The organism is Micromonospora sp. NPDC049580 (genome assembly GCF_040675595.1).
Lineage (GTDB): Bacteria > Actinomycetota > Actinomycetes > Mycobacteriales > Micromonosporaceae > Micromonospora.
Genome location: NZ_JBFAPG010000443.1, coordinates 1 through 5,325, shown reverse-complemented (window position 1 = coordinate 5,325; position 5,325 = coordinate 1). Strand labels below are relative to the sequence as shown.

Genomic DNA, 5,325 nt, shown 5'->3' with positions numbered 1-5,325 from the left:
GCCGGGCCGATCGAGTTGCGTGAGGCGCAGCTGCGGAAAATTGACCGCTTGTTGGACCTGGCCCAAGTGCGGGAGGGGACGCGGGTCCTTGAGTTGGGCACCGGATGGGGAGAACTAGCGGTTAGAGCTGGGGGCAGAAATGCTCACGTCCGCACGGTGACGCTGAGTGAGCAGCAGGCCCAGTATGCGGCTAACAAGGTGAGAGACGCTGGCCTCGCGCAGGCCGTCGATGTCGAGATGGCGGATTATCGCAGCATCGGATGTGGCAACGGCGCCTACGACGCCGTTATCTGCGTGGAGATGCTCGAGGGCATAGGGGAGGAGAATTGGGCGGACTTCTTTTCTCTGCTTAACCGGGTGCTGACGCCGACTGGCCGCATAGCCCTCCATGTGATTACCGTGAAAAGTGAGCGTTTCGAGGTGTCCAAGCGACGGCACAACTGGATCACAAAATACATATTTCCCGGGTGGCAATTGCCCAGCATTCCGGCGCTGCATACGCTCGCGCGCGAGCACACGAGTCTCAGCGTGCTCGACATTATGAGTTTCGGACCGCACTACGCGGAGACGCTGAGGATATGGCGGGAGACGTTCCAGCGAAATGAGCGCGGTATTCGGGAGCTGGGTTTCGACAGCGTTTTTGTGAGGACCTGGCTGTTTTACTTGGCCAGCTGCGAGGCTGCGTTCCGCGCAGGCCATTTCGACGTCCATCACATCCTCCTGGGACGGACTGGGGAATGAGGGCGTTGTCGGCGGCTAGCTCCGCAGACGCTTCCGCCCTACGGCCCGGTCTATATCGCGAGATCCTGCACGTGGCGAAGGGGCGTGGCCATTTCGCCCGCCAGCCGCTGTACTACGCGATCCGGTCAGCCCTCAACGCGCTCGGCATCACCTCGTGCGCAATGGTCTTGGTGACTGTCAAAGCTCCCTGGGTCCAGCTGTCCGTCGCCGTGCCGCTTGCCTTTATGTTTGGTCAGGTGGCCCTAGTGGGTCATGACGCGGGGCACCGGCAGCTCGCCCGCTCGCCGGGTTGGACCAGGGTGTGGGGCTACCTGCACCTAAACCTTGGTGTTGGCCTCAGCTTCGGTTGGTGGGTGAAGCGGCATACGCGCCATCACGCTCACCCCAATGACCCTGCTCGTGATCCGGATGCGATGAACGCCTTCATTATGTACTCCGAGGGGCAAGTCAACGGCCGGGGCCGGGTGCGCAGGATGGTGGGGCGTTACCAGGCGTACCTGTTCCTGCCGGCGCTCTTCTTGCTCCCCGGTGTGGTGCTGCACGTCACCCACGTCGGTCAACTCGTCCGACATCGTCTTCGGCTGTGGGTGATCGAACTCATACTTATCTTCGGCCATTTCACCATCATGTGGTGGGCTGTTGCAGCCGTCATGCCGCTCGGCCGCGCGGTGGCGTTCATGGCCATCCATCGGGCACTCATGGGTGCGTATCTGGCAGGCGTGATCGCACCCAACCACAAGGGAATGCCTATGTTGAACGGCTGGATGAGTGATGATTTCTTGCTTCGACAGGTGATGACGTCGCGAAACGTCCGCGGAGGGCTGGTGACCGAGATCGTCTACGGTGGTCTCAACTACCAGATCGAGCATCACCTGTTTCCGAGCATGCCGGTGCCGGGACTGCGCCGGGTCAGGCCTTTGGTCAAGGACTACTGCATGCAGTGGGGCATACCCTACACTGAGGTGGGCATCTTCGAATCCTACCGGCGGGTGTTGACCGGCCTGCATGAGATCGGTCGCGACCGTGTCGGACGCGGACGCCGGTGAGCCCCGGTACCCCTTACCTCGTTCCGCGCAAGCGTGGGAAGCCTAAACCTGCTGGATCTCTGGCCGCCCCTTGCGTCTCGTGGACGTGGTTGGCGAGTCTCCGCTGAATCTCGACATGCCGGAACTGGTAGACAGCCCCAGACTGGCGCAGCACACCTCGGGTGACGTGAGCGTCCTCCAGGACGCCCATCACCCTTAGGGGCGTTCTTCTAGTTATCCAAAGCCAGCAGCAGGAGAGCGCGAAACCGCCCCACGACGCTTGATAGAACGCGATGGCCAACCCGACGGAAACGAACAGCGAAACTCCGACGCCGACTCCGTAGCCGATGCCCTGCGGTGATCCGTTGAATGGGTCTGGCGGACTCATGGCCGTGGTGATCGCCGCACAAGCCGCCAATGGCAGCACGACCGCCATCGAGGCGAAGAAAGTAGCCCGATCCCGCGTCAGGACGGCCGCCGGCGAAACTGCCTTCGTAATATCTGTCGGTGTCGCGGCCTCGTATAGGCCTCCCCCGATTCCCCCAGCGAGCGCTCCCAAGACGCATGCAGGGACGCCAACTCGGGCTCCGGATTGCCCGAAGATAGCGGCTCCGAATACTAGACCCGCCACCGTTCCTGTGGCGCATCCTGCGGCAGACCACCGCAATCCCCTGGCTGGCAGACGTCGACGCAGAACGGTGGCCGACAGTATCACCGGCAGGCTTAGCGCGATCCCGTTGATGAAGTAGGAGCCGTCTCCCACGGCGGCCCGGACGCCGTCGAATGCGGACGCTCGTTCGTAGATGGCGATCGACAGGCTGCCGAGGAAGCCGCCGGGAACTCCCAAGACGAATCTCCCCAACGGTGCGACGGAGATGGCAGCGCTCAGCCCGCCTGCCACAAACGCGGTGACGTAGATGTTCTGTGCACCGGGCCCGAACAGCAGGTATGCAATTACCGCTGCTAGTTCTCCGCCAATTAGACCGCCGGACAATCCTGCGCCCAGGCCACTCCAGCCGAAGGAAAAACGGGGTCGTAGGGCAAGTCCGGTAATCACGGCCACGATTAGGCCGATACCCCAACCACGCCATGGAATGGTCAGAGCTGCGCATCCTCCCGCCAGAATTCCTACGAAAGTCCCCGCAAGCCACTTCGGCGCTAGGCCCCGCAGCTCCCACCAGGCGAGGTCCGATGTTCCCCCTTGGCGCATCTCTAGGTCTCTGGCGACGACCGCCAAGACCTTCTGTGCGGTCTGTAGGTATGCCCGCTCACGGGTCGACGCTCCCCGCGGCGGCCGATATGCCGCGGGGATGAAGCCGTCGAACAAGTGCGCCTCGATGGCAGCCTTCGTGGGAAACCGCTTGCTCGACACCAACTCGGCCGGGTTGCCCAAGCCCGAGGCTGCCTCGTTCGGCCTCGGGTTGTACAGCGTCCGGGCCAGTGTCGCCATCAGGGGAGTGGACAGAGCCTGTGCGACCGGGTTCGCCGGCTGCGCGTGCAGGGCCTTGCGCACCGGTTGCCACCGTGCCGTTGAGGCCTTGCCCCCTGCTGAATCTTCTAGGTACTGGGCCACGGCCGTCGGAGGAACCAGGTTCAACCCGATGCCGGTCGCTCCGGCCAAGCGAACCTCGACGCCATCGGGCTGCCCCAACGCTTGACGGAACTGATCTGTCCGGCTGGCTATGACAATTCCCGACCCGGCCCGCAACGCCTCGTTGATCGCGGTGATCGCCTCGGGCCGCATTCCTTCCGGCATCTCGTCCAGCCCGTCGAGCAGCGGAAGGATTAAACCGGCACGGATCATGGCCCGTGCGCGTGTCACCGACCGCTCGTGCGGCATCCTGGCGGCTAGGGCCGGGTTAGTCAGGTGTAACTCGTGCTCCATCCAGGCGTACAGACTTTGGCCCAAGGGATTCCACGACGCGAGCGAGAACAGCACCGGAACGGGTTGACCACCGGTCCTGCGGGCAAGGAGATCGAGAATCAGGCGGACCAAGAGGACGGTCTTTCCCGATCCAGGAGGACCTAAGACCACCAGGCGCCTCGTAGGTATCCGCAGGAATACGTCGAGCAAGCCGTCGCTGCCGGCCAGACGATCCGGGCCGGCAAGCCAGCTCGACGAGGCTTCGGCGTCCGGCCAGCCGCCCCCACTCGTCGCCAGCCGCACGATTGAAGGCCAGCTTACGAAGAGGTCCTGGTCGGCTGGTTGCCATGAAACAGGTAGCGCGTAAGGGTCGTTGAGTCGTCGCCTACCGGCTTCGTCCTGCCACTGGGCCTGCACTGCGATGGCGAGTTGGTCGGCCATAGCGTAAGGGTCGACATCTTGGTCGCGGACGATGGCCCGAATAAAGACATTCTTTTGCCGGTTTCCGTGGCCGATCTGGACGCCCTGCGAGTGCGACACGATCACACTTTGCGTATCGTTGGCAGGCATGCAGTGGCGCCGCCGCGCAAACCAGGTAGGCAGCTTACGGCCGCTGTCAGCAGGATCAGAAGGTGTTGTGCTGCGTGTTGTCGTCACCGATCTGCACGCCCTTCGATCCTCGAACATCTACACCTCGCGGTGTCGCCGATCCGGTGGCACCATGACCGCCCCCAGCCCCAACGCTCGATCCGGGTGACTTCGCCCGCCGCCGCGCCCCGGCACCCGCCTGCGGGTGCCGCCAGGCTAACCAGCTCAGTGCCAGCCCTCCCGCGCCCGCTAGCACGGAGGCAATCACGCCGCCAATCGACACCCACTTCTCCGCCCGGTCCAGCCCTTCATTGGTTAGCAGCACCACCACTCCGGCCGTCCCGCCAACCAGCAAGACTGTCCCCAAGATCACCTTGAGTGTTCGACTCATTCACATATGATGACCGCCTGGCTCAACTTCGCCACCCGCAAACGGGTGGTGACCGGCAGGGCGGACCGCCAATTCACGCGATCATGACCTCGCAGCAGGCATAGACAAGTCGTTCGAGGCGCGTTGAGTTCGTTGCCGAGGGCGAACGCCTACACCTGCCGCAGGTCAGGTCTGGTCAGGCGCGGCACCGTCCAGGGATCAGCCGACCTGATGGGGTCAACGGCCGGATGGGCCAAACCAGCCGGCGACCTGTGCGGCTGCGGGGGCAGCCGGGGCGGCAACCCGTGCCCGGCCCCGGGCGGGCAGCGGGGGACGGGTGGCGGCCTGGAAGGCGCGGTGGGCGTCGCGCGCCCGCGGCCACGGTACGCCCGGCCGGCGCAGCGCAGGTTGGCGCAGCGGCCGGGCTGCGCGGGGTGGGGTTGGTGGGCGGCGGCGGCGACGTCGGTGGCGAGCCGCCACCGCAGGACGTCGGTGATCGTGGGCGGTGCGGCGCGGTCGGTGCGGCTGGGTCACCGTGGTGCTTCCTTTCCGGCGGCGTCGGCTCGGGTGGCCGCCACCCCGGCCAGCGGTGTGGGGATGCCGCTGTCGGGTTCGCCGGGGTGGCGACCGTGAGCATGGCGTCCCTCGTCATCGCCGCACACGCGTTCCTCGCCGCCGCCGCAGCGGCCAGCACCACCAGCCCGAACGGCTTGATCCCGATCACCGTCAACGAAGTC

General features: G+C 64.8%; 4 protein-coding genes. 2 read left to right on the top strand and 2 right to left on the bottom strand.

Annotation, left to right across the window (positions count from 1 at the left end):
* Together AB0J68_RS26385 and AB0J68_RS26380 are read left to right on the top strand one after the other, a co-directional pair.
* Nucleotides 1-741, top strand: a 741-nt coding sequence (locus AB0J68_RS26385) for a cyclopropane-fatty-acyl-phospholipid synthase family protein (RefSeq protein WP_363940924.1), incomplete at its 5' end; no start/stop codon positions are given.
* Between the two features lie 71 nt (nt 742-812).
* On the top strand, nt 813-1,787 hold the full coding sequence (locus AB0J68_RS26380; RefSeq protein ID WP_363940922.1) for an acyl-CoA desaturase: 975 nt from the start codon (nt 813-815) through the stop codon (nt 1,785-1,787).
* A 13-nt stretch (nt 1,788-1,800) separates the two neighbouring features.
* On the opposite strand, the gene AB0J68_RS26375 is transcribed toward AB0J68_RS26380, so the two are convergent.
* Both AB0J68_RS26375 and AB0J68_RS26370 read right to left on the bottom strand, forming a co-directional pair.
* Nucleotides 1,801-4,200, bottom strand: coding sequence for an NACHT domain-containing protein (locus AB0J68_RS26375; RefSeq protein ID WP_363940920.1), 2,400 nt, complete (start codon nt 4,198-4,200; stop codon nt 1,801-1,803).
* A 55-nt stretch (nt 4,201-4,255) separates the two neighbouring features.
* Nucleotides 4,256-4,609 (bottom strand): hypothetical protein, encoded by a 354-nt coding sequence (locus tag AB0J68_RS26370; protein WP_363940918.1) that lies wholly within the window; start codon nt 4,607-4,609, stop codon nt 4,256-4,258.
* Nucleotides 4,610-5,325: the final 716 nt, after the last annotated feature.